Raw genomic sequence first — 23453 nt, forward strand, 5'->3', positions numbered from 1 at the left:
GTGCGTCGCAAGCGACCGCTTCCACCAATGCGGAAATGATTGCGTGCAGCATTTGCTTCTTACACTGTATTATTAATCGCGTAAAGCATCGTGCTTATGGTCGCGTTCGGGTTTATATATCTTCCAGGGGTCTGTGTAACTGTTGCCGTATATATGGAATAATTTTTCATGAAAATGATTCCATAAAGCTCAGAACTTCCGGATTTGAGTATCACGCCGATATAATCCTTTGGCATATCCTTTATGTAGGTAGCGCCGCTCCCGCTGAAATTGGATATATAATCGTAGGCAGCGTTTGCAGTCTTACTGTCCGAATACGTTAGGGTCCTTATGACAAGGCTGGAGTTCTGGGACGTATAAGTAACAAGTCTTCCGCTTACAAAGCCGTTGGATACAGGTACCTGCTCACTGCCGCTGAACAGGCCCACTTCGCTATTGTAGCTGTAATTCGCAATGCTGAGCCTTTCCAAATTCGCTGTGGTAGTCGATGAAATCGTCGAAACTGTTGTGGCCCTATTAGATATCGATGTAGTGATACTGCCATTAGGCTTCGAAGGCAAAGTTACGACCAAAACAAAAACCGCCAAAACTACCATTATAACCAAAATAGCAAGCACGGTAGTCCATTTATCCGCAAAATCACCAAAATGCCTTATTTCCTCATCCACATAAAAATTGCATGCAAACAGATTTAAAAGTATCCCAAGATCAATAATTCGCCTTGTAACTGTACAACAATTTATCTATCAGATATTCTGACGAGGTCTCACAAAATGATTCGTTTCCACTGCTGCACATGAAAAGCCCATTTCTAAGATAAAATGCAACTCCATATTTTTTGTAATTTATGCCGTTTGGGAAACGCATGTTCATGCTGAGTATCTTTAGCCTTATTCCCTTATAAGAAACGCTAGATATGTTGACGCTGTAATTCGCGACTTCATAACCATAGAAGCTGTTTATATAAGAATCATTTTCGAATTCAGAAAATGCCAGCGAAGAATTTTTAAATACAAAAGCCGTTATGGACTTGCCAAGTGAAACATCGCCAAGTACGTCAATGCCATCGAAACCTGTGATATTGCCAACTCCGTAATCTGGCAGCTTGCTGTAAGAAACGTTGCCAAAAACCATATACCCGTAATAATCAAAATACCTGCTTCCGACCAAATTTAGCGTATCCACAAGGCCAGTAGTGCTAAAAAGCGTATTGTTTTTAACTGCTCCTCTTCCTGCCGAAACATTAACAAGCCCAAAGTATGCAGCAGTCAAAAAAATTACAGCTAATACCAACGCATAAGCTAATTTCTCTGTTTTGTAATTCTTTGCCTGCATTGCCCGTTACCCATTACTATTTTGCAGCTTCCGATATAAAGCGGCTATAAAAATTGGAAGAATAATTATATAATGCCGTATTGTTTGCTTTGCCCTCAAACCACCATACAGACGTTACCAGAGCGACGTTTTTGTAAACGACTTTAGTTATCTGCCATTCTAAATTCGGCTTAGGCCCTATATAATAAGTCTGTGTCAGGTTGAGCCCCGCATTTGTGAAATTCGAGAAATTCATAACGTATGCATTAATCCCATCTATCTTGGCGCTGCTTTTTGAATAAAGCGAATTTTTTGATATTTCTGAAAAGATTTTCTGGCAATATCCTCCGGTTCCATTTATTATCGATAAATATCTGCCCAATGAACCATTTATATTTTCTACTCCGAATGACACAAATATCGGCTCTGACGTATTAAGCGTTGAGAAATTTATGGCGCCTGGGGGCACAGGTACCCCTTTCTGTGCATAATCTACAAAATGCTCCGTATAATTGCAATAAGTGTCACTGTATACAAAGGTGCCGAGATTTTTCAATTTCGTATTGAACGAGAAATTGCCTAAGTATGTGCTGGATTCGTTTATTGATATAGGGCTTGAAGTTGTGGTGTTTGTAATATGTTGCAATGGCAAATATATGCCAAAATTATGGAGAACAAGTATTATCAACAAAAGCAATATAACGACAAGCGCTGTGGCAGCCAAATAGTGTTTTAGCTTTCCGCTATTGGATTCCGGCTCTTTAATTCCTAGGTAAGTGAATTTGTCATCGTATGGCTCTTTCTGTGGCGTATTGTCTACAGCTTGCATACCTGACTGGTTAGTATTATTATTGTCATTACCAATTCCTGCATCGTCGACTCGGTAATTCGAATATTTCAAAACGACCACTCATGCTATTTTTACATCGGTTAATGCACCATTTACTATGTAATCATTTGTGCCGTTCGTATAAATGTTGTAAACCGGATAAGCGCCTGTCAAGTAAGTGACATTCCTAACAGATACCCAGCTCATATTGTAAGGATCATAAATGCTCCAGCCCGGTTTTATTACACTTGGATTTTTAACCCATCCTGTGTATGTCCCGTTTCTAACGTACATCGGCTGATCTGAAGGCGTAACACCTATCTTTCCGTTTATCATTTCAAGGAATTGCGAGTAGGATTCTGTTATGTATGTTATGCGTTCCTTTGTCAGCTTCATGCCGAATGTGTTATATCCGTAGACAACTTCGCCAATTTTGAGATTCGAAACTGTAACATACGTGCCGTTAAATGCTAAAATGGTATCATTGCCAGATACACAACCGCCGCCGCCTCCTGTGACCGAAGTTGTACTGGTGGAAGTGGATGTAGTGCTAGTCGTTGTGGATGTGGTTCCATCAATAGCACATCCGGAAGGGCTGCAGCTATTACCGCTAGTATCTGAGCACCCTGTGCTGCTGCCTGTGGTGCAGGAATAAACCGTAAAGCAATCAGCACCTAAGTGTGCGCAGTCATATGCATCGCATTCAGGCCCACTCGCATAACTTCCAGAAGTGCAGCTTAATATCGTCGTAGTGCTCGTTGACGTCGTAGATGTTGAAGTCGACGTAGTTGTTGAAGTAGAAGTGGTTGTCGATGTCGATGTCGTAGTGCTCGTTGACGTCGTAGTAGATGTTGATGTTGTGCTGGTGCTGGTGGATGTTGTCGACGTTGTTGTGGACGTTGAGGTTGTCGATGTGGAAGTCGTTGACGTAGATGTGGTGGTTGATGTAGACGTCGTAGTAGATGTTGATGTTGTGCTTGTGGATGTGGAAGTTGTCGATGTGGTTGTACTCGTTGATGTGGTTGAAGTTGTTGTTGATGTGGAAGTCGTTGATGTAGAAGTAGTAGTGCTCTGGAATACTGCAGTTTCATTTATCGGATTGTTAAGCGTTACCGAAGTGGATGTTGCAGTTCCGGAATAGCATCCGGTTCCGGTGCACGTCCAGTCTATGAAAACGTAATGCCCTGTAGTGTTTGGCGTTTCTGATATGGTAACGCTGCTGGATGGCGCGTATCATGAAGTAGCAGGAGAAACTGTTCCCCCTATGGAAGGCGAAGCGATGTCATAAAGCTCGTACTGTTCCGCATAAGATACGGTGACGTTCTGGCTCTTGCAGGTCGACACCGTAGCGCTGCCCGAATTGCTGTCGGAAGTGAACCCGTCTATGGTTACGCTCTTGAAAACGAATCTGGTTCCGGATGAGTTGTATATTATTGGGTCAAAGCTGTACGTGTGCGTAGTGTTGCAGCCCCAGTCGAAATTCGTTGGCTTCTTTGTGAGCTGCGAATATGAATATGAAACGCCGTCTATGGTTGCAATGCCTGAAGGATTGCTTTGCAGCGACGTCGGTATGTTTGATATGTTGAAGAATATCGGGACTACTGCAACGAAATTTATTGTTTTTGTCGCATTAAGGCCTGCATAATTGGCATTTACCGTAACATTCGAAACTGTTGTACCCCAAATGTAGTCAATCGCCTGGCCGTTGGTTCCAGTTGTTACGAACTGGCTCTGCAGCGAATAAGGTGGAACAGCATTTGTCCCGTTCTTTGTAAATGTTGCAGTCAAGTTCACTGTTGCGCCGCTCTGCGGATATCCCAGAAGGTCAACCCTTGCAATTAGTTCGTCTTTTGCGTTGTTGGCAGGGTTGGTTGAATTGACTACCGAAAGCGAAAGCGTGTAGCTTGGTGAAACGAGAGGCTCCGCATGCGCGCTGTAGATGCCTTTGTAAGTCTCCTTAGGAACTGTAGAGCACGAAGAGGGAGAAGATGGTTTAGGGGCAAGGCCGCAATATGATGCATTAAGATATATGCTTCCGGAGAAGAACTGCCCCAAGGAAGATGATACGTTTGGAACCTTCAACACGCATATGACAGAACCTCCGGGAAGAACGAAAGAGGGTTTGCATTGCACGGCAGTCGTGTTTTTCCCGTTTACGCTGGCATAAAGTTCAGGATCGTATATGGGATATTTCCGGGAGTTGGTTATGAAGAGGCCCATGGTGGTTGCATGGGTTGTGGCATTTGTGCCGAAAATCATGTCCTGGCATACTGCACCTGTGAGAAAGCTGCATGTTGATGGAACTATTATCTTTGGGACTGCGACGTACAGGTAAAGCAGGGATATGACCACTGCAATAATTAGTATTGCCCAGCCGTATGTTATGAGGTATTCCAGTGCGGATTGCGCTCTGGCCCTATATTCACTAGGATCTCTGGCAATACCCATCAACTCACTTATATAATCAATCTTACTACCTAAACAAAGAATAAATATTAATATGTTTTTCTACTTTGGCATTATTGGACCCAGACACAAGATTTAGATATTTGAAAATAGGCATAAAATCGCGTATATGCAAGTGGTTATATGGAAAATACGCGTTTTGGCATAAAAGTCAAATACAAGCACGCACTCAAGCAGCTTGCAAGGTTCTATGGCTCGGAAGTGATAATGGCAGAGCTGAAAAGCTTCAGGGAATATAGCATAATCTCATGCGAAGAGCACGAAAGGGCACTCAAAGACGTGCTTTTCCTGATGAAAAAGGATTCTGAACGCATAGCAGATTCACTAAGCGGGAAGGAATCTGCCAGTAGCCAAGGCAAATCTGAATGGCCAAGCACTGCCGAATACGCCGCAAGGATTATACAATGGGCTGAATGTCCTGCAGATGCGGAAACCGTAGATGCTTTGCTCTCGGAATCAAGAAGGTATCTGCTTAGGAAAACAAAGAAGATATACGGGTTCTGGTACAGGCACGTTAACAATGAAATGTTTGAAACCGCAATGCTTATGGCATCAAGAAAAGATTCTGAAGGCCTGGAAAACATAACAAAATTCATGCAGGAATACAGGGATTTCAGGGATAACCTGAAAACCGTGCTGAGAGAATACGGCCCAGCAGAAAAGAACCTGCTGAGGCGCTGAAGGGCTCATCCACTGCCGTTTTTCAATGCGTCTATTATCTGCGATATGAACTTGTCCGCAGCGCTCTTTATCATGCTGCTTCCCATGGTGGCTGCTATGCCTCCTACATTGACGTCAGCGTCCCAGGATATCTCTGAAGTAGTGCCCTTATCCTTTATATCGAACTTTGAAAGGAAGTCTATAGAAGTTCCGGCACCGCTTCCATTGCCCTTTACGTCAACATGGGTTCCTTCTACCTTATTTATTGATTTTATCCTTACACTGAATCTGCCCTTTATAAATGAATAGCCCACCATTACGCTCATCTTGACTCCGTCTCCGTCCTTCTCATAGCTCTGCATTCCTGGGACCAGCTTGGCTATCTTTTCCGGATCTGAAAGTATTTCGTATGCCTTTTTTGCCGTCATTCCCAGTTCGGCGCTTCCCTGCAGCTTCATTCCATCACCATAAGCTTATTACCAAAAACAATTAATACGCTTGAGCATCACTGCCTAAACGCAGATAAAAGGCAAATCGTCTAACGCTTAAATACGTTGCCGCGGCTTAAACTATTGTGGTTGTCCATGCTCCCCAAGCAATTCGATTATTATGCTCCAAAAAGCTTAAGCGAGGCGCTTGACCTCCTATCCAAAAAAGACGATGCCAAGCTGCTGGCAGGCGGCCAATCCCTTATTCCCATGATGAAGCTAAGGCTTGCCACTCCTGGCACAATAATAGACATATCCCGTATCCCTGATATTCGTGGAATAAACCGTAAGGGCGATTCCGTTTACATAGGCTCAATGGAGCGGATTTCCGAAATAGCATCCGATAAGGAAGTATCGCTGCTGCTTCCTGCGCTCTGTGATGCCGCATCATGCATAGCAGATACCCAGGTCCGCGACATGGGAACCATTGGGGGCAATATAGCCAACGCGGATCCAAGCAACGACATGCCCGTAGTTGTGCTTGCGTACGGGGCAAAGCTTAACGTTTTTTCCAAATCCGGATCGCGCAACGAAAGCTCGGATTCGTTTTTCACAGGCCCGTACTCTACAAAGGTGAATTCCGACGAGATTTTGGCATCGGTGGAATTCAATGTCAAAAAGGCCAGGCACGGCAGCGCCTATTCGCGCGTAGACAGGCAAGTGGGCGATTACGCACTGGCTGCCTGTGCCGCATACCTGGAGCTCGACGATAATGGCAGGCTTTCCACGGTAAGGATAGCGGCATCAGGGTGCTCCGATAGGGCAATAAGGCTTGAAGAATCTGAAGCCGTAATGCTTGGCAAAGCTCCGTCGAAAAAGCTCATAAAGTCGGCTTCGGAAAAGGCATATTCATCCTCAAAAGTCGAGGACAGCTATTACGCCAATGCGGAAACTAAGCGCAGGGCGCTGTCGCATGTGGTCGAGGACGCGCTCCTAATGGCCGTAAAGCGCATCAGATGAAAGGTGTGTTCATGAAAGAGGCAAAACCCAAAATAAAAATAAACGGCAAAGATTATTCCGCAACTGTGGAACCGAGGCAGCTCCTCGTTCATTTCATAAGGGACAGCGCCGGCCTTACCGGCACGCACATCGGCTGCGATACTAGCAACTGCGGTGCCTGCACCGTGCTTCTTGACGGCAAGCCGGTAAAGTCGTGCACCGTGCTTTCGGTACAGGCTGACGGCCACGAAATAACGACCATAGAGGGGCTTTCAAAGGATGGCTCGATGGATCCAATGCAAAAAGCTTTCATCGAGGATAACGGGCTCCAGTGCGGCTTCTGCACGCCAGGAATGATAATGGAAGCCAACTACGTACTGAAAAAGAATCCCCACGCTACTGAAGCTGAAATAAGGAAGGGCCTAGACGGCAACCTATGCCGCTGCACTGGCTATGTCGGCATACTTAAAGCCATACGCAGCGTTCAGGAAAAAAAGAAGTGACATTCAATGGACAGGCTCGAGCGCTTTGTAAAAGGGATGGGCCAATATGTCGATGACATAAAGGTAGACAAGCCCCTGTACATGGCTGTAGTAAGGAGCCCATATGCCAGGACAAAAATAAACGGCGTAAAAGGAGGGCTTAATTCCTCGGACCTTGAAGCGGCACTTGCTTCTGTCGGGGAGGGTGCTGGAGGAGCATCAGCCAACCCTGCTGCGCATCCAATATTCGCAAAGGGCTACGCCAATTACGTGGGCCAGCCCATAGCGGCTGTTTTCTCCGAAGACAGGTATGGCGCCGAGGACGCCCTGGAAAGCGTTGACGTGGACTACGAGCCGCTGAAGCCTGTTGTGAGCCCGGAAGAGGCCATCGGATTCGAGCCGATACACAAGGGCATGAAGAGCAACGTAATAAGCGACAAAATGCTGGGCAAGGATTTCGAGCCAAAGGCAGACATAGTGCTTGAGGACAGGCTCGAGAACCACAGGATAGCAACCAACGCAATAGAAACAAGGGGAATACTTGCAGATTATTCCAATGGCAGGCTCACAATACACGTATCTACGCAATCGGTCTTCAGCATAAAAAGAGGGCTTTGCGGCACCCTTGGATTGCCTGAAGACAAGGTCAGGGTAATACAGGCAGATACGGGAGGCGGCTTCGGCCTCAAGGGCGGCCTGCAGCCAGAGCATGTCATAGCGGCATTTGCTGCGATGAAATACAAAAGGCCGGTAAAGTGGATAGAAACAAGGCTGGAGCACCTAATGGCAGCCAATCAGGGAAGGGGCGCAATAGGCAAGATGAAGCTATACGCAAAAAGGTCTGGAAAAATATTGGGCATAAAGGGCACCATAATAGTTGATGCAGGTGCGTATGCTGAAGGCTTGGCCGGCTTCGCTCCGGGCTTCATAGCCCATCAGCTTACCGAGCAGTACGCAATAGAAAACGGCTACGTGAGGGCTTTGAGCGTGCTCACAAACAAGGCGCCCTATGGCCCTTACAGGGGTGCCGGAAGGCCTGAAGCAGCATTTTTCATGGAAAGAATGGTAGACATGCTTGCGGACGAGCTTAAGATGGACGATGCAGAGATACGCCTGCTGAATGCCTCTGAGAAGCCTTTCACGTCTCCGTTTGGCATGCACATAGACGCATCGAAGCCCTTCATGCAGAAAGCGCTTAAGGCCCTTGGCTACGAAAGCATGAAGAAGCGCAATGCAGGGATAGGGTTCTTCGTTCTTGTGCCTGGCGCGGCTCCCGGAGAGGGTGTGCGCCTTGAGGTAAAAGACGGAAAGATGCACGTATGGCTCGGCAGCAACCAGCACGGCCAGGGGCATGACTTTTTCATAAGGAGTCTGGCAAGGGAAGAACTTGGCTTGTCTCCTGACGAAATAGCCATAGAGGTTCCAGATACCGACAACATAAAAGCCGGAATAGGCACCTGGGGCAGCAGATCCGCAATGGTGGGGGGCTCAGCCCTGGTGGATGCGGCAAGGCACATAAAAGAAGAGATAAAGAAAAAGCACGGAAAGTATTCCAAAAAGCTCCTGCTAAGCAGCAACTACGACTACTCGGAATTCTACAAGTTCGATGGCGAAATAAATTCATTCGGGGCAAACCTTGCAACAGCCAAGCTCGGTCCTGTAAACGATCCCGAAGTGCTTGAGGTAAGGGCGTGCTATGACGTAGGCCGTGCCCTTAGCAAAGCCATGGTCAAAGCGCAGATAGAAGGCGGCATTATACAGGGAACCGGGCAGGTAATGGGCGAAGCAGTGGCTTACGACGAAAACGGGCAGCTGCTAACTTCAAGCATATCGAATGCTGGAGTGCTGAGGTCAACAAAAGCCCCAAAATGCGTTGTCAAGATAATGGAAAACCCTTCAACCCTTCCTGACAAGGCAAAGGGGCTTGGAGAAGCCCCTACCATAGGCACTCCCCTGGCAATAGTAAGGTCGCTGGAACATATAACCGGGAAGAGGATAAGGTCTACGCCAGTAAAGCCTCAGGATCTTTCATAAGCACAGCCGACTTATTTTTTATAAACTGAAACGTTTCCATCGGCAAAGCCAGTCCAGATGCCGTCAAACTCGAAAAGATTGCTTCCATTTATTTTTGGTACTGTAAAGGGGCCCGCCACTTCTGCAAGAGAACACTTTTCCTGAAAGCTTTGGTTTGTTTTCAAAACGACTAGCATGCTGCTGTTTACCTCGCTGCACGCTGGCGTGGAATTGCTTATGTCAATATAATGGTATTTGTATCCTGTATAAATCTGCATAGGTATGAAATAATTGCTCTGCAATACGTACGTTGGGCTTACGGAATTTATGTATTGCGCGGCCCTTATGAACGGCTCTATGTCCGCCCTTGCTGAATTTTTAACCAGGGTAGAAGCGTAAAACGACTGGAAAGTCAAAAACGCAAGCACCGCTACAAACAAAACTGTCATCGCAATTTTCTTCATGCCATAAGGCTTGCGCTTTTCTCTGCCTGCTTTTTTCCTGCTTCTGGCTTTACTTGCTGCATCATTATTTTCATAAAAACCTGCAATGCTTATTCCTATCAAAAGCGCCAGTGCAGGAGTAAATATGAAGGTGTACCTGGCAAATGGCGGTATCAGCGTATAATGGCTTAGGCTCATGGTTCCTGCCGAAAGATACGCCAAAGTTATTACAAACCATGCCAGGGGAAGGATTATCGCCCTGTTTCTTTTAAGCACGGCAGCTATTGCGAACGCAACCGCGGCATAAGCGAACCATGTGTAAAAAAGATTTTCGTAAGGCTGTGGCAATGAATTTGAACCGCTTGGAAGCACGTAAGAGAAAAGCGTTGCGCCACTTTTAATTCCCGATCCGTAGAATGGAAAGAGCACTCCCCTGTATATGTTCAATATGTTAAATTCGCCGTACGATGTCGTGCGCCATATGCTGGCGCTGTACCAATTACCGTCAGTCTTTATTATGCTCAGATATGATCCTCCGAGCATATGCCCCCAGAGCATTATTGCGGCCAAGCCGACAACGATCCCGATAAAAAATGGCAGCGCGTACATAACGCCTTTTCTTTTGAGGCCCAATCCATGCCTGCCTTTTTCAATCGAACCTTTAGAAATAAGCGAGTATAGCACGATTGCAAAAATAGGCAGCAGGATTATAAGAGATTCAGCAGTAATCAAAAACCCTATGGTCCCGAAGAAGCTTCCAAGTGTCATGAACGCGAATGCCGAATTGGCGGTTTTCGATCTTGTTGCCCTGACTGCCATGAGGACTGATAGCGCAGCTATGAAAGCAAGAGGTATTCCATCGTTGACCTGCGCAGAATAAATCTGAGAAATTGGCATAACTGCGAATACGAACGCGGAAATCAGTCCGGCAGTGTTATTTTTCAGGCTTTTGCCTATTTCGTATATTATTACCAACGTTGCGATGAAGCAGAATTCTGAAAAAAGCGTACTGGCAAATATATTTACTCCAAACAAATCAAAAAAGAACCCTACTCCATAGTTGAGCAGCAATTTCTGGCCAAGCACTCCATCATACATGAGGTCTGCAGCGTTTCCGCTATGTACCTGCCATCCGAACATTACATACTCATACTGGTCGCCAAGCTGGCTAGGCCCGTAAAAATTAATATAACTCAATCCGATTCCAATCACAATAATTAATATCAATATCGCTAACCTTGCAATGCTTCTGTCGGCTATTGGCTCCAGGCTTCGTTTCATATTTTTAATTACGTGTTGTTTTTAATAAGGTTATGCTGGAAATGTTTTTACGCAAAAGTTGTATCTGCGTAAAACACAATTTCCAAATAACGCGAATCTAAATCAAAGAACATATACAAACTGAAAAAACCAAAGCGAAATGAAAAGCGAAACATCACGGAAAGCATATAAATATTAAAAAAACAGAGTATCCGTATGTCAAAGTACGGTAAGACGAAGTCCGAAATCCTGAAGCTCATAAAGGAGCGCAAGGATACGCTCAGTACAATAAGCTTAGAGCTCGGGCTTGCCCCGTCAACCGTAAGCAAGCACTTGAACGAATTGCAGGGACTCGGTGCAATACGTCTGGTAGAAAGCGAATACGCCAAGAAGTGGAAGCACTACGAACTCAATACTGGGTTCGAAGGCGAGTTCCCGGAAACCATTGCAGCCAAGATAAATTATAGTAGAGGCAGCAAGTCCAAATATGCCTTTGCCGGCTTTCTCATTATTGCTGCAATAGCTGGTCTGCTCGCCCTCTCTGGAAGCTTTCATTCCGCTTCTGCAAACGTGCCTATAGCAATAACAGATCCTCCATATCTCCCGGCAGGCACAAGCGCGGTAATGCTGAACTATTCTTCCATAACTATAAACTACACTTCAGGCGGAGCCAACAGGACGATAACGCTCAATACGACAGGCACGCTTGACGCGCTTAGCCTTGTAAACGTTTCGAGAATAATAGCGACAGCCAATATAAAGAGCGGATCAAAAATAAACGGGGTATCGATAAACATAAGTTCTGGATCTATAAGCATAGGCAATTCTACATATGCTCTTGCAATACCGGTAAAGCGCTTCTATACGAAAGTAGTTGGAAACGGTACCGTAAACTCTTCGACATCTATATTGCTGGATTTGTCCAGTGTTGTGGTTCCATACTTTTCAAATTATTCCAACGGCACCGAATCATTCGCGTTTATGCCAAAGCTTTCCGGTTTTCTGGGCTATGCCAACAGGACATGGATTTCGGAAAATAATACCAATGGCTCAAAGAAGGCTTTTTCAGACAACGAATCAATGCCTCTGGACAAATTCGCAGGCAAAGCAGCGTTGTTTTTCAGCGAGTCAGGTGTAAAAGTGGCAAACGCATCCATAGTCCAAAATGGCGGCAATGAAAACGTTTCGATATCACTAATAAACACCGGAAACAATATTGCAGAAGTGGAAGGTGTTGCTATGCTTTCATGTTTTTCCATGCATGATTATGCTATCACCCCAGGCAAGAGCTTCAATCACAACGTCAACGCAACTGCATATAACGGCACTTCAGGCACTCTTACAATAAACATATCCAAGCTGTACAACAACTGGAATTCCAAGCCGATATCAATAAACGTAACGAATATGCCAAAGAGGGTTGTCATAACAGGGAATCCCTATGCCATTGCAAAGATGCCACAGACACCAAGGCTCATGCCCATGCTTGGCGTATCATTCGCGGTGCTGAAAAATGGGAGCCTGGGCTCTTCACTGTGGGAAATGCCGAAAATGGCAGGTAACATTGGCTATGGCATGGGTCCAGGCTCAAACGTAACGCTAAGGTATTCGGCAGCCAATGGATCTATACAGGAACAGGCCATCGATTCGATTGTGCTTAGTGGTGATTATAGGATTATAGTTATAACTTCCAACGGCATTGCAGTATATGACAGCGATGGGAATGGAACCAAGTGCGGTTAAAGAGAGGTGCATGCGTATGGCTACGAAAAACGAAACAATAATAAGCTTCGAGAATGTCCAGAAAGTATATACCAACAAGTCTGGCATGGCATATGTGGCGCTTAATGGCGTGAGCTTCGAGATAAAAAAGGGGGAGTTCGTTGCCGTGATGGGTCCATCCGGATCTGGAAAGACAACAGTGCTGGATCTTATGGGTACTCTGGATTCCCCTACTGGCGGTTCAATAATAATAGCAGGCAGGAGGGTAAACGAAATGAGCAATTCCGAGCTGGCCGAGCTCAGGAACATGGACATAGGCTTTGTATTCCAGTCATACAACCTCGTGCCATATCTTTCCGCAATACAAAACGTCATGCTTCCTACAATGGTATCGAAGAAGCATGGGAGCGAAGTAATGTCAAACGCCATAAAGCTCATGAAAGAAGTTGGCCTTGGCGATAAGCTTGAGAAAAAGCCAAACGAGTTGAGCGGAGGCGAACAGCAGAGGGTTGCAGTAGTGCGGGCGCTTGTCAATAACCCGAAGATACTGCTTGCGGACGAGCCCACCGGAAACCTTGATACAAAGTCGGCCATAGCCGTGCTGCAGATACTTGCAAGGGTCAACAAGGAATTCGGCACCACAATAGTCCTGAGCACCCACGACCCTGAAGTTGGAATATTTGCAAAGAGGCGCATATTCATAAGGGACGGGCTCATAACAAAGGAAAACATGATGGCCAAGCTGAGCGATACAAAAAAGCTCTAGTTATGCGAATCGGTATAAATTGCTGCTGGCAATATAAAATAAACAAAACTTACAAATAAAAGACTAGATAATATCATAGGTGTAAAAATGAGAAAATATGCGATGATGGCGGTTCTTGGCTTATTCGCCTTTCTAATGGTTTCAGGCATATCGGGTGCCTCTCCTACGAATGCGTCATGCACAAATCCAAATACCGTAACGAGCTTTAACATAGTCGGAGTGAAATGGGGCCTTCCATCATCGCAGAGCCTCCAGCAGAACCAGTCGCTTCAGGTGAGCTCGGTATCTGCCGGCCCAGGCCAGAAGGACGTTCCGCTTACCGTAACAGTCGACAACAACAACAATTGTGAGCTTGTAGACGTACAGGCGCAGATGCCGCTGGTAGGGTACTTCACGGCTCAGAACGGCACTTCGCTGTACGCTGTAGACAACATACAGAACGTGCAGCCGTATTCGTTCTTCAACGTGGTGTACTACCTTAACATTGCGAACAATACTCCTGTAGGTCCAAACGGCGGCACATATGAAAAGCTCAACCTTTACTGGAACTATACCAACAGCAACGAGGGATACGAATACAGCACGCAATTTCTCGTACCGCTTAAGGGTTCTACGGAATTGTACTTCAACACCACGCAGCAGCTTACTGCCGGCAAGGTAAACTACATAACGCTGAATGTCAGCAACAAGGGATCCGGCTACGGATACGCGATAAAGCCTTCTGTAGAATCGACTTCATACGTAAGCCAGGCTGGCCCTGCAACTTCCATAGGCACGCTTACTCCGAATTCGACTGAGGAGGTATCCGTGCCGGTCTACGTTTCCCCTTCAGCCACATCCACTACAATTCCGGTAACAATCGACTTCTCGTACATCAACGCATATGGATATAACGAGACTTCTCCTGTCACATTCGGAATGTATGCAGTATCGCCTCCAAACAAGGTTGCGATAGGCCTTTCGTCAAACGAGATAACAATAGGCCAGCTCCAGAACGATTCGCTTAAAATAATAAACAACGACAGCTCAAGCATATCAAACGTTTCGCTCACGCTCACTGCAACGTCTCCGCTGACTCTGATAGGCAGCGACGGCTACTATTCGATCGGCTCGATAGGCGCAATGAAAAATGCTTCGATACCAATAAGCTTATACATAACATCGCAGACTGACGTAGCTACCCTAAACGCACAGCTTGGCTATGTCCTTAACGGGCAGCCCTATTCTGTCAGCAGGTCACTAAGCTTGCTCTCGCCCGGATACGTAAACATAACCAACACTGGTACTACGCAGCTCCCAGACGTTGCCACTCCAGGCTCGGTAGTTTCGCTTACCGGCACGCTGCTCAATACTGGCTCCATATCTGCTAGCGCAGTTACCCTGATAACACATTCGGTCAGCGGAATTTCCATATTGGGTGAGAATTCAACATTCTTGGGCAGCATAGGCACGTACTCCCCGACAGCTTTCACCCTGAGCGTCACTCTTGGCAAGAGCATAAAGCCAGGCACTTATGAAGTGCCAATAACCGTGAGCTACATAAACAACCTCAACCAGAAAGAGAATGAATTGATTGAGATACCCATATCCGTTTCTTCTGGCAACTCTACCGCATTTTCCAGCAACCCTTATGCAAACACCGCAAAATACAGGGATGCCGGTTCAAGGCTGCTTTTGTACGTCATAGCTGCAATAATTATCCTTGCGATAATAGGCGCATTTTTCTATAAAAGAAAGGGATCCAAAAAGCAGAAGAAGCAGTCCAAATGAACGGTGCAAGCAATGAACCCGAAAGACATCCTTAAGCTTAGCCTGCAGGGCATGTCCCAGCGAAAGCTAAGGACTGGTCTCACTGTCCTCACCGTAATGATAGGGGTGGCTACAATAATAGCGCTGATATCCCTTGTCACCGGGGTTACGGCAAGCATAACGCAGTCGCTTGACACCATAGGCCCTACAACAATATACATGTCCGCATCAGGCCCGGACGGCATATTCACAAATGCGCAGATAAGCGAGATAGAATCGCTTCCCAACGTGAGCTCGGTAATACCTATGCTCCGGTTCAGCGCAAACATAACTACCAGCACCGGCTCAAGCCCAACTACGGTTTTGGGAATAGAAAATTCCAGCCTGGAATCTGTGCTTGGCAAGCTTGACTACAGCTCAGGCACCCTGTATTCTGATTCCGGTACAGGCCAGGCATTACTGGGATACAGCATAGCCAATCCTAGCTCCGGCTCTGCCCCAAACATAGAGCTTGACCAGCCTCTTTACCTTACCGGAATAAGAACATCTGCCGGGGTAAAGACGGTTCCGATTATTCCTACCGGGATACTTGGCGAATACGGTACCTCGTTCTTTGTGGACCCTGATACAAGCATATTCATGCCGCTTACGCAAGCCGAAAGCATGATAAACAAATACTCGTACAACGTTCTCGTAATAAAGGCCACGAGCCTGAATTCGACATCTGCGCTTTCCACGTTGCTGTCAGACGTATTCGGAAACAGCGCGACAGTGCTGTCAGTCCAGAGCATAACCTCAACGGTATCTTCTATAACCGGCACGCTCAGCCTTCTGCTGGGCTCGATAGGCGGCATCTCTCTAATAGTGGCAGGAATAGGCATACTGAGCATAATGATGGTTTCGGTATCCGAAAGGACAAAGGAGATAGGCATATTAAAGTCGATAGGCTTCAAGCAGCGCGACATAATGCTGTTGTTTCTTTCAGAAGCAATAATGATCGGAGTCATAGGCGGAATGGTCGGGATGGTTGCAGGGGCTGGAGGCTCTTACATACTTCCAGCGCTTCTCTCTTCGCATAGCACAACGGCTTCAGCGGCTCCATCAACATCGTCGCCTGCGGTGGGCAGAGGCTTTTCAGGAGGAGGTTCATCAGGATTCGGAGGAAGGAGCTCTGGTTTTGCAAGCTCAAGCTCAGGCTTTGGATCTTCTTCGTCTTCGGTGAGCTTTTCTCCGGTAATAACCGTACAGACACTGCTTCTCGCATTTACAATTGCCATACTGATAAGCGTTGCAGCCGGCGCATATCCTGCCTGGAAGGCCTCCAAGGTCGATCCAATAATAGCGCTCAGGAGCGAGTGAAAGGTCCGGGCTCAATACTGCTCCATAATTTCCGCTACTGCGCTGCTCAGCCCCATCATGTAAGCTTCTTCTGCAGAACAATTTTCAAGGCACTGCATGTCCACGTACAGAACGTTTCCAGATTTAAACGAATAGCTCTTTATTTTGTCTTCCGCACTCGCCTTGCCATATCTAATCCTGAACTCTTCATGCCCTATGTAATTTACGTACATTATGCTTCTGTCCTTTCCATAGGACTTTTCAAAACCCTTTCTGAAGCTTTTCAAATTCTTTTGAACTGTTTCTATTTCGCTACGATTCTTGTATTCCACCAATGCACCCAAATATAATCAGGCCTTTCTTTATACTTACCTTTTGCCATGGTGTTTGACATTTATGCAATATGCTGCTCTGGCGTAAATACCCTATTTATACGCCTTTCCAAATCCGTTTAAGCTAGTCTTGCCAATTGACCCGACTACTTTGCCTATGCCCTTGTGGCTAAAACTCAGAACCAGCATTGCAAGTATTGGTATTGCTATAAGCCCTGCAAGGTGTACAAGGCTTACGCTCAGGTACGAATACATCAATATCAAGAATATCAGTATGAATCCCAGCCTGGTGTTCACGTACACCGGGTCAAAGCCCAGCTTTCTCGATTTCTTGAAACCTTTTTTTCCGCTCCTGACTTTCAGATAGTAAAACACCTCAATTCCCATGAAGATTGCCATGAACATGCACATGTCGAACCCTATTATCGACGTGCCTGTGGCGACCTTAAGCCGCAGCTCTGGAAACTCCGAAAAATAAGCGAAAGACATAGCCGAAGCTATATACGTCGATATCACTGCAGAGGCAAATATGTATGGCATGCGCATGCCTCTTTTAGTGACGCGGCTCAGATACCCGAAATAAGCTCCCGCGCCGAATATCAATACGGCTACGAATACGAAGTTTGAGGCTACTGCCACGAAGAACCCTGCAGAACTGCTGGCCAATATGCAGTTTTCCAGCGGATTGAACGGAGCTGTTACAAACAGGAAAGTGCTGTTGAGCACCGGCCTGGTGCATGACCCTTCAAACACTGCCACAAGCAGATACAGCGCCATGAAAAGCAGAGTATATCTTGCTCCATTATCGAGATAATCAAGGGTAACTGGCTTTCTTTTCATTGAAATCCTCTCGGATGCTGCACAAAAGTATTATATCCAAAACTATAAATATAATCCACGGATAATGAGAAATCGGCTTTGGCAATGAACTTGAGTTTTACTTTGTTTGATGCATCCGCACCGCAAGGAATGTCAAAATACGAGGGCGCGAAGCTAGCTGCTGAAAAAGCCGTATTTGGAGCACTTCTGCACGATAAGGAGTTCAGGGATATAGCAAAGGGCTTATATGCAAGCAACAGCATGGACGCGCTAAGCCGCATGCTCAAGTCTGTGATATCCAATGAAATTAAAATGGAAATATCAGACCTGTTATTCCAGATAAAGGACAAACATGACCCTTGGGAGCGTGCAAAGCCTGGCAGTACCGAGCTTCTGTTCTCGGCAATCAAGATGTTCGATTCCAAAACGCTTGACATGGTAAGCGTTTACAAGAATGCAGATGGCATGCTCGAAATCCTGCTTGGCATGCTTCGCTAGCTTTCCAAAAAGGCAAGTTTCAGTCCTGTTTCATTGGTATTGTTTCACACCCTCAAAAGCTTGGAATCTTTCAGCAGCGCGTATGCGTATTCAGCTATTTCCCGCGCTTCAGCCCTTGCTCTTTCGCCGATGTTCCCAATGTAAGCCCTTGAAGCCACAACTACGCTGTTCCTGTCAAACACATATATCTGCATCGACTCGTCGGGCATCAGCAGCTTCTCCTCCTCAGTGTACACATATTGGTTTTTGGAGGCATATTCCCTTACTGCATCGGCTATTCTTCCAGCTTCTGCCTGTCCAGCAGGAAATGTGTAGATCACACGCTCTCCGTTGCGCTTTTCAACAGTTCTCATGTACTTGCTCAAAGAAGGAGTTTCGGATTGTTTTTGTGGCATTTTCACACCACATAAAATTATCTTTCATAAACATATAAATACCCTATTCTTGGCCTCAATGTGTGCTGCATTCCAAGTCAACGGTTCCCCTTCTAGCACAAGCACTATTTCATTTCTTAGCTTAAGCGGAAGGTTTGCGTAGATATTTAGGAACTTTCTCTTGCGTCCATCAATATCCTATGCATGATAATATTCAAATATCAACATAACTGCATTCCGATATGCAAACTTGCGATTCCCTAAAGCTTGTCCATCTTTCTTACTATCTGCAGCAGCAGGTCAAGTATCAATCCCGATATAACTGAAAGAAACCCAACAGTTACAAGCATGAACGCTATCAGCGACCTTCCTATTTCGTTGAGCGTGCCGGTGTGCAGGTAGTTGGCTATTACAAAGGCGCCTATGACAAGCCCAGCGAGTATTAAGAGAACTCCGATTACTCCGAATATGAGAAGCGGAGAATAGTCCCTTGCGGACCTTACGATGTGGCCCGCAACCCCCAAGCCATACAAAAGCTTGGACTTGGCGAGCTTGGATTCCCCGCTTGGCCTGGGGTAATAGCTTATTGGGATATCCTTTATTTTATTATAGCCTGCCTTGGATACTTCGAGAACGAAGAACAGCGTGCCTGCCCTATAAGGCACCACTTCGCTTATCGCTTCGAACGCCTTTTTCTTCATTGCGAATATGCCTGAAAGCGCATCGTGTATGCCTATGCCGTGTACGGCGTTGTATATCTTCGTTATGTTCTTGTTGCCGAACGAGATATATCCGTTCATGGCCTTCCTGTCCCTATTGTGGAGCCTGTTGCCGAGCGCCATATCTGCATCTCCTTCAACGACAAGCGCAACAACCTTGGCAAGGTCCTCAGGATCGTATGTCCCGTCCGGATCTATTGTTGCTAGCACATTGCCTTTTGCGTGCGAGAAACCCTCCATAAGCGCGTTCTCATAGCCCTTGCTCTGCTGCTCTACTAGCTTGACCTTCTTTGCGCGTATCCTCCTCCTGTATTCTGGGCCGCTCTTGTCTATGACTATTATCTCGCATCCGGGCATGAGCGCCCTAATGCTGTCTATGACCGCGAACGCGCCCTCCTCCTCTATTGTTGGGAGTACCACGCTAACGCCATTCCATCTCAAGTTCCGCACCTTTCTGTTTAAATTGAAAGCCAATCCGTTAAATACTTTTCCAAAGGCATTAATAAAAGTGGCAATTGCTGATGTCAATGGAGGAATTTGACGCATGCATAGAAATGCTTGCAGGATCTTCGCTCAAGCACGTGTACAATGAAAAGCTGGGCAAGCTCGTTGTGCACAGGAAATCGGCTTTTCCCCTTCCTAAAAACTTCAACTACGGCTTCATAAAAGGCACGCTCAGCCATGACGGCGATCCGCTGGACGTATTCGTAATGAGCAGCAAGCGCCTAAGGCTTGGCTCTACGGTCAAGGCGAGAGCCATAGGGCTGCTCTACGTCAAAGACGAAACTGGCATTGACAACAAGATAATGGCCGTGGATTCATCAGACAAAACAATGGGTGAAATTTTGGAGTTATCCATGCTTGATAAGGAAAAGCTCAACTCCTTGATTTACATGCTGGAACACAACAAGGACGGCCTGAAAGGCAGATGGACAAAGGTCTATTCAATTGGGGACAGCAAAAAAGCGCTCTTGGAAATACGTGCCTCGTTCAAGAATTTCCGGAACAGAAATATCTGAAACTGCCGCCTGCGCTTTCAAAGCTTAACCGGCAATATCTGCAGTTATGCAATAATGATTTATTCTTTTACTGAGAATATGTGCTGGTGTTAAAATGAAAATAGGAATCATAGGTACTGGGAATGTTGCAAAAAGCATAGGCGAAGCGCTTTCAAAGAGCAACGAAGTCGTTTATGGCTCGAGGAAGCCCGAAGAGGCAAAGCAGAAGATGCCGAACGCCAATGTGCAGAGCATAGAGGAAGCAGCAAGGAATTCGGAGCTCATAATACTTGCGGTGCCATACGAAGCCGCAAAGGAAGCGGTAAAGGAGATGAAGAAAGCCGAAGAAGGCAAGATACTTGTGGATGTCTCAAATCCAATGGACAAGAACTGGAGATGGGCAAAGGGCTTCAACGAGTCCGCTGCGGAAGAGCTAGCCAAGCACGCAAAGGGCGCCAAGGTTGTCAAGGCTTTCAATACTATATTTGCAGAGAATATGAAGACCGGGCAGCTGGGGAACGAGAAGCTTGCCACGTTCATAGCAGGCGACGACGAGCAGGCAAAGGCTACCGTAATGAGCCTCGCCAAGAGCATAGGCATGGATCCGGTTGACGTGGGCGCATTGGAAAAAGCGCGCTACATAGAGCCCACAGGGCTTCTGCTCATAGAACTGGGCTATGGAAAGAAGATGGGCTCAGGCATAGGGCTCAAGCTTGTGAGGGGCCAGCAGGCTCAGCAGCCTTCTGCAGCGCAGGCACCTTCGGCTCCAACGCAGCAATAATAATACGGATCACGGCAGCAATAAGCTCTATTCGGATTTTGGGCGTGGCAAAATGCCCCGCCATCTTATTTTTAAAATATGGGCCGGAAATAAAATCTAATTTATGCGCATGACGAAATCCACTGGATTGAAAACAGGCATAAAATCAGGGTATGCTTGCATACAATCAGGAAATCTATAAATATATAAAAAAACGCAAATATATTACCAAGGATGGAAAGGTTTTGTTATGGAAATATTCAAGAATAAGTATGGTTCAACCGAAAACAAAGCAAACGACGCAACTAAGCAGGCTTCGGCACAATCGCAAAAACAGGAAGAAAACTATAGGAACTTACTCAGGGAAAATTCAAATACTGGAGAAAAACAGTCAAGTTCCAGGCTTCGCAGGCGCGATAAAAGAAAGCAGACAAAAACCGAAAAAATCTCAACCGGGGTAGGCCTCGCCGGGATTGCAACCATTCTCGGGACCGAACTATTTGCCGTAGCTGCTACGGCCACTGGTGCATTGAGTTCGGCTGCCATTGCAACATATTCTGGAGCCATGCTTGCAGTTGGAGTTGCCGGAATGGCGGTTGGCTCAGTGGGATTATATACATCCTTGATTTTGGAAAAATTATCCAAAAGAAAGGAGCATAAGAAAGCGCCAGAAGCATGACTTCATGCTCGGCGCTTGGCTTTTCAGCACTTCGCTCCTTTCTTCAGCTCTTTCAGCAGCATGTTTGCCGCAACCCCATAACTAGGAAGGTTTTTGGCAAGAGGCTTCAAATCAGAATCCCAAATGGGCCCAATCTCTTTTATCCTTCCCTCTAAATTGTCCAAGGAAAAAATTGCATGGTCATGCTCAATCTTTTTGCGGGCCAATCCCATATCGAGCGCGAATCCGCTGCCGAGCAAGAACCATAAGTCATACAGGTCCCTGGGCTTGACCTCCTTCCTTGTAGCAAGCGCCCTTACTTTCTCTGCCATTATCTCCTTAATATTCATTACGAGAAGCGAATATGCATGCAGGTCAGGATCTTTATATATCATTCCAGGGTTTATGCTCTTGAAGTCCGGCTTCAGCAAAAGCCCCTCTTCGTTGTTAAAAGTCATTGGAAGGATGTGGCGCATTCCCGTAGAGCCAAAAGACGGCCCCTCTATGTGCATCTTATACCCGAGCCCGTGCTTTATCTTTTTAGGGCCTGTAATGCTGGTTGGATAGTAGTCTCCCATCCTTTTTGCAACTCTTTCGATTTTGGCGTTAGGCTCTCCAAAAAGCAGGTTGAAATCCAAATCGCGCGACAGCCTTTCGAGCCCGTAGACCTTCTGCAGCGCCATGCCTCCCTTGAACACTAGCTCGTTGGAAAATTCCTCATACATGCAAATCAGCGCAACGTGCTGCAGGTAATCGTTCTCGATGAGAAAAGGATCAACGCCGCGCATCTTTGCATAAATGCCAAGTTCTTCTTTGCCTATCATTTTTGCACCAGCTTTTTTGCTTTTGAATATACGCTCTTTACTCCGCTTTTTTCTGCATACAGCAGCAATTTTTCAGCATCGAAAATGCCTGCGTCATTGGCATTTTCCATTGCCTCGCTTATATATTGCGTATCTTCAAGCAGGTACAGCGAATCTACTATTGCCTTTTCTATGTCGGCAATCGAAACATCATGCTTCCTGCTGTAGCCATAGAGCATCTCTTTCTTTACGCTCCTGAACTCTATCCGCGTTCCAGAGAACAATTCAATGCTGGAATGCCTTTTGCCTGTTATCACCTTTATTGTGCTTGACACCTGGTCTATGAGCTTATAATATACCAATGCTGATATCAGGCTCACATAGGAGGGATGCAGTATTGCGGACGCAATCCTGAACGGGTCAGTGCCGTTTACGCAGTACAAGCCGTTTTGTATGCGCAAAAACCTCTTGCTTTTTGAAAGCGCTAGGTATACGTAATTCAGGCGTTTGCCTGTAATCCTGGCCACGTCTTTAGGAGTAAATATGTCAAGCCCGTTTAGCTTAAGCTCTTGCTCCAGTTCCTCGGATTTCATGATTAAGTATTACATGTATATATTCTTATATTTTTCTATAAGATTCGTTACATACAACCCTGATTCCTATTCAAAGCCCGAGCAGGCTCTCCGATCACGTTATCTGCTCTTTCAGCATCTACAGCTTATGGCTTTCCCGTTGCTGCCTGTGAATTTTGCCATGCCAAAAGCCATGTTTGCCGCAACCCCATAACTAGGAAGATTTTTGGCAAGAGGCTTCAAATCATGGTGCTATGAAGCCCAATCTTCCAAATAAAATTCATAGCGCAAAACCAATAGCAGGATTCCTGACTTTGCATTTCCGCTCAATGCGCCCAATGCCATAAAAGTTTTCTCTAATACTATTTAACAAAGTGAGCGGGAAATCCCACACTCTTTAGAGGTGGGATGAAAGCGAACCGCAGAGCAACAAGATATAAAAATTTATGAG

At 46.1% G+C, this 23453-nt stretch carries 27 protein-coding genes; 14 read left to right on the forward strand and 13 right to left on the reverse strand.

Going from position 1 to position 23453, the window contains the following annotated elements:
* Window positions 1-59: 59 nt before the first annotated feature.
* From Micr_RS02405 to Micr_RS02420, 4 genes are all read right to left on the reverse strand, one after another.
* Window positions 60-572 (reverse strand): hypothetical protein, encoded by a 513-nt coding sequence (locus tag Micr_RS02405; protein WP_203135060.1) that lies wholly within the window; start codon window positions 570-572, stop codon window positions 60-62.
* A 136-nt stretch (window positions 573-708) separates the two neighbouring features.
* On the reverse strand, window positions 709-1272 hold the full coding sequence (locus Micr_RS02410) for a hypothetical protein (protein WP_203135061.1): 564 nt from the start codon (window positions 1270-1272) through the stop codon (window positions 709-711).
* Between the two features lie 79 nt (window positions 1273-1351).
* Window positions 1352-2215, reverse strand: coding sequence for a hypothetical protein (locus Micr_RS02415; RefSeq protein ID WP_203135062.1), 864 nt, complete (start codon window positions 2213-2215; stop codon window positions 1352-1354).
* 9 nt (window positions 2216-2224) lie between these two features.
* A complete protein-coding gene (locus Micr_RS02420) occupies window positions 2225-2539 on the reverse strand; it encodes a hypothetical protein (RefSeq protein ID WP_203135063.1) in 315 nt (104 codons plus the stop codon).
* A 79-nt stretch (window positions 2540-2618) separates the two neighbouring features.
* Here Micr_RS02420 and Micr_RS02425 point away from each other — a divergent pair, with 79 nt between their 5' ends.
* Window positions 2619-2798 carry a hypothetical protein gene (locus Micr_RS02425; protein ID WP_203135064.1) on the forward strand — a complete coding sequence of 60 codons (180 nt, stop codon included), beginning with the start codon at window positions 2619-2621 and terminating at the stop codon, window positions 2796-2798.
* Between the two features lie 96 nt (window positions 2799-2894).
* Window positions 2895-3284 (forward strand): hypothetical protein, encoded by a 390-nt coding sequence (locus tag Micr_RS02430; protein WP_203135065.1) that lies wholly within the window; start codon window positions 2895-2897, stop codon window positions 3282-3284.
* Between the two features lie 92 nt (window positions 3285-3376).
* On the opposite strand, the gene Micr_RS02435 is transcribed toward Micr_RS02430, so the two are convergent.
* Entirely contained in the window at window positions 3377-4591 is a 1215-nt protein-coding gene (locus tag Micr_RS02435) for a hypothetical protein (RefSeq protein WP_203135066.1), read from the reverse strand.
* 141 nt (window positions 4592-4732) lie between these two features.
* Here Micr_RS02435 and Micr_RS02440 point away from each other — a divergent pair, with 141 nt between their 5' ends.
* Window positions 4733-5290, forward strand: coding sequence for a hypothetical protein (locus Micr_RS02440; RefSeq protein ID WP_203135067.1), 558 nt, complete (start codon window positions 4733-4735; stop codon window positions 5288-5290).
* 5 nt (window positions 5291-5295) lie between these two features.
* Here Micr_RS02440 and Micr_RS02445 read toward each other — a convergent pair whose 3' ends face one another.
* Window positions 5296-5727: an SRPBCC family protein gene (locus Micr_RS02445; protein WP_203135068.1), complete on the reverse strand. Its 432-nt coding sequence runs from the start codon at window positions 5725-5727 to the stop codon at window positions 5296-5298.
* A gap of 126 nt (window positions 5728-5853) precedes the next feature.
* On the opposite strand from Micr_RS02445, the gene Micr_RS02450 reads away from it, so the two are divergent.
* Genes Micr_RS02450 through Micr_RS02460 form a run of 3 tightly spaced genes read left to right on the forward strand, consistent with a single transcriptional unit; the run spans window position 5854 to window position 9212 of the window.
* Window positions 5854-6717 carry an FAD binding domain-containing protein gene (locus Micr_RS02450; RefSeq protein WP_203135069.1) on the forward strand — a complete coding sequence of 288 codons (864 nt, stop codon included), beginning with the start codon at window positions 5854-5856 and terminating at the stop codon, window positions 6715-6717.
* Window positions 6718-6728: 11 nt separating this feature from the next.
* Entirely contained in the window at window positions 6729-7199 is a 471-nt protein-coding gene (locus Micr_RS02455; protein WP_203135070.1) for a (2Fe-2S)-binding protein, read from the forward strand.
* A 6-nt stretch (window positions 7200-7205) separates the two neighbouring features.
* Window positions 7206-9212, forward strand: coding sequence for a xanthine dehydrogenase family protein molybdopterin-binding subunit (locus Micr_RS02460; protein ID WP_203135071.1), 2007 nt, complete (start codon window positions 7206-7208; stop codon window positions 9210-9212).
* An 11-nt stretch (window positions 9213-9223) separates the two neighbouring features.
* On the opposite strand, the gene Micr_RS02465 is transcribed toward Micr_RS02460, so the two are convergent.
* Entirely contained in the window at window positions 9224-10915 is a 1692-nt protein-coding gene (locus Micr_RS02465) for an ArnT family glycosyltransferase (protein ID WP_203135072.1), read from the reverse strand.
* Between the two features lie 195 nt (window positions 10916-11110).
* Between Micr_RS02465 and Micr_RS02470 the strand changes: the two genes are divergently transcribed.
* The 4 genes from Micr_RS02470 to Micr_RS02485 all read left to right on the forward strand — a co-directional run bounded on the left by Micr_RS02470 (window position 11111) and on the right by Micr_RS02485 (window position 16490).
* Window positions 11111-12637 carry a winged helix-turn-helix domain-containing protein gene (locus tag Micr_RS02470; RefSeq protein WP_203135073.1) on the forward strand — a complete coding sequence of 509 codons (1527 nt, stop codon included), beginning with the start codon at window positions 11111-11113 and terminating at the stop codon, window positions 12635-12637.
* Window positions 12638-12653: 16 nt separating this feature from the next.
* Window positions 12654-13382, forward strand: coding sequence for an ABC transporter ATP-binding protein (locus Micr_RS02475; protein WP_226803577.1), 729 nt, complete (start codon window positions 12654-12656; stop codon window positions 13380-13382).
* Between the two features lie 87 nt (window positions 13383-13469).
* Entirely contained in the window at window positions 13470-15152 is a 1683-nt protein-coding gene (locus Micr_RS02480; protein ID WP_203135074.1) for a COG1361 S-layer family protein, read from the forward strand.
* Between the two features lie 12 nt (window positions 15153-15164).
* Entirely contained in the window at window positions 15165-16490 is a 1326-nt protein-coding gene (locus tag Micr_RS02485) for an ABC transporter permease (protein WP_203135075.1), read from the forward strand.
* 11 nt (window positions 16491-16501) lie between these two features.
* Here Micr_RS02485 and Micr_RS02490 read toward each other — a convergent pair whose 3' ends face one another.
* Together Micr_RS02490 and Micr_RS02495 are read right to left on the reverse strand one after the other, a co-directional pair.
* Entirely contained in the window at window positions 16502-16801 is a 300-nt protein-coding gene (locus tag Micr_RS02490) for a hypothetical protein (protein ID WP_203135076.1), read from the reverse strand.
* Window positions 16802-16894: 93 nt separating this feature from the next.
* Window positions 16895-17641 (reverse strand): hypothetical protein, encoded by a 747-nt coding sequence (locus Micr_RS02495; protein WP_203135077.1) that lies wholly within the window; start codon window positions 17639-17641, stop codon window positions 16895-16897.
* 129 nt (window positions 17642-17770) lie between these two features.
* Between Micr_RS02495 and Micr_RS02500 the strand changes: the two genes are divergently transcribed.
* A complete protein-coding gene (locus tag Micr_RS02500; protein ID WP_203135078.1) occupies window positions 17771-18118 on the forward strand; it encodes a hypothetical protein in 348 nt (115 codons plus the stop codon).
* A 44-nt stretch (window positions 18119-18162) separates the two neighbouring features.
* Here Micr_RS02500 and Micr_RS02505 read toward each other — a convergent pair whose 3' ends face one another.
* Together Micr_RS02505 and Micr_RS02510 are read right to left on the reverse strand one after the other, a co-directional pair.
* Complete coding sequence (locus Micr_RS02505) at window positions 18163-18513, reverse strand: hypothetical protein (RefSeq protein WP_203135079.1); 351 nt, start codon at window positions 18511-18513, stop codon at window positions 18163-18165.
* Window positions 18514-18752: 239 nt separating this feature from the next.
* On the reverse strand, window positions 18753-19652 hold the full coding sequence (locus tag Micr_RS02510; protein WP_203135080.1) for a glycosyltransferase: 900 nt from the start codon (window positions 19650-19652) through the stop codon (window positions 18753-18755).
* An 86-nt stretch (window positions 19653-19738) separates the two neighbouring features.
* Here Micr_RS02510 and Micr_RS02515 point away from each other — a divergent pair, with 86 nt between their 5' ends.
* From Micr_RS02515 to Micr_RS02525, 3 genes are all read left to right on the forward strand, one after another.
* Complete coding sequence (locus Micr_RS02515) at window positions 19739-20230, forward strand: inorganic diphosphatase (RefSeq protein WP_203135081.1); 492 nt, start codon at window positions 19739-19741, stop codon at window positions 20228-20230.
* Between the two features lie 94 nt (window positions 20231-20324).
* On the forward strand, window positions 20325-20990 hold the full coding sequence (locus Micr_RS02520; protein WP_203135082.1) for an NADPH-dependent F420 reductase: 666 nt from the start codon (window positions 20325-20327) through the stop codon (window positions 20988-20990).
* Between the two features lie 229 nt (window positions 20991-21219).
* Complete coding sequence (locus tag Micr_RS02525; protein ID WP_203135083.1) at window positions 21220-21648, forward strand: hypothetical protein; 429 nt, start codon at window positions 21220-21222, stop codon at window positions 21646-21648.
* A gap of 23 nt (window positions 21649-21671) precedes the next feature.
* On the opposite strand, the gene Micr_RS02530 is transcribed toward Micr_RS02525, so the two are convergent.
* Complete coding sequence (locus tag Micr_RS02530) at window positions 21672-22451, reverse strand: nucleotidyl transferase AbiEii/AbiGii toxin family protein (protein WP_203135084.1); 780 nt, start codon at window positions 22449-22451, stop codon at window positions 21672-21674.
* Window positions 22448-23023 carry a type IV toxin-antitoxin system AbiEi family antitoxin domain-containing protein gene (locus Micr_RS02535; protein WP_203135085.1) on the reverse strand — a complete coding sequence of 192 codons (576 nt, stop codon included), beginning with the start codon at window positions 23021-23023 and terminating at the stop codon, window positions 22448-22450. Before Micr_RS02535 ends, Micr_RS02530 begins: the two co-directional genes overlap by 4 nt.
* Window positions 23024-23453: the final 430 nt, after the last annotated feature.

Origin of the sequence: Candidatus Micrarchaeum sp., assembly GCF_016806735.1 — an archaeon.
GTDB lineage: Archaea > Micrarchaeota > Micrarchaeia > Micrarchaeales > Micrarchaeaceae > Micrarchaeum_A > Micrarchaeum_A acidiphilum_A.